The organism is Alistipes sp. AF14-19, from assembly GCF_003461645.1.
GTDB lineage: Bacteria > Bacteroidota > Bacteroidia > Bacteroidales > Rikenellaceae > Alistipes > Alistipes shahii.
The window spans coordinates 1-1022 of sequence record NZ_QTXM01000050.1; the positions used below are offsets into that span (position 1 = coordinate 1).

General features: G+C 42.1%; 1 protein-coding gene. It reads right to left on the minus strand.

Annotated features, from left to right (window positions below; translation table 11 throughout):
- Nucleotides 1–14: 14 nt before the first annotated feature.
- Complete coding sequence (locus tag DWW03_RS16345) at nucleotides 15–992, minus strand: IS982 family transposase (protein ID WP_009598283.1); 978 nt, start codon at nucleotides 990–992, stop codon at nucleotides 15–17.
- Nucleotides 993–1022 lie beyond the last annotated feature (30 nt).

Sequence of the window (1022 nt, forward strand, 5' to 3'; positions counted from 1 at the left end):
ACCCGTTGGTTGAATTAAAATAAAGCATCTTTAACAAGACCAATTTTACGATGGTTACAGAAGTTGATGTATTGCAGCACGGTCATAGCAGCGATTTTTGCGGCAGTACGTGTAAACAGTCCGCCTGTCTGCTTTGCATAATTGCGTACCATCATGAATTGGTCGTTAAGTTGAGAGAAAACGGTTTCGATTCGCTTCCTGAAACGCCTGTAAGCCCACGAAGGATTTCTCCAATTCTTTTGGTTCAAGCGATACGGGACTTCAAGCTTGATATGAGCCGTTTCGAAAAGGTCTTGTTGCACCTCAGCACTTAAATACCCCTTATCTCCAAGCATAAGACAGTCGTGATAATCCCACTTTGCATCATCCAGATAATGTATATCATGAACATTTGCAGCCGTTATATCATAAGAGTGAATAACACCACTTATTCCACAGATAGCGTGGAGCTTATACCCATAGTAATACATTTGTTGGGAGGCGCAAAAGCCTTTGGAAGGTGCGCTTTGCGGATTATCATTTCCCATAACGCAACGCTTGGCTCGTGCCAGCTGGCATACTTTGACAGGCTTGGAGTCTATCACAAAGACATTTTCCCCACCGTCTATGCTCTTGGCAATATCCCTGCGGATGTCTTCTGCAAGACAAGCCGTGAGTTTGCGACGGACGTTGAACTGTCTTCTGGATATAAGGTTAGGGATATGTTCGGGAGATTCAGCCAATCTCTTAAAGAGGTTGTTCTCGCTGTCATAACCGAATGCTTCGGCTGTAAGAGAAAGAGCTATAACTTCCAAATCAGAAAAGGTGGGAATAACTCCACGGCGAGATACATTGCCATGTTCATTTACACGATTTCCTGCAAATTTCTTGCAGATGTCGTTGATTTTTGTGAATTTTTCGATGAAGTTGTGCATACGACGGTTTGAACTCAATAGTTTGGATGCTATTAAGTTACTAAAAACCAGAAATATGCACAACCTTTCATTTGTCATTTTACTAACTTTTTAATTCAACCAACGGGT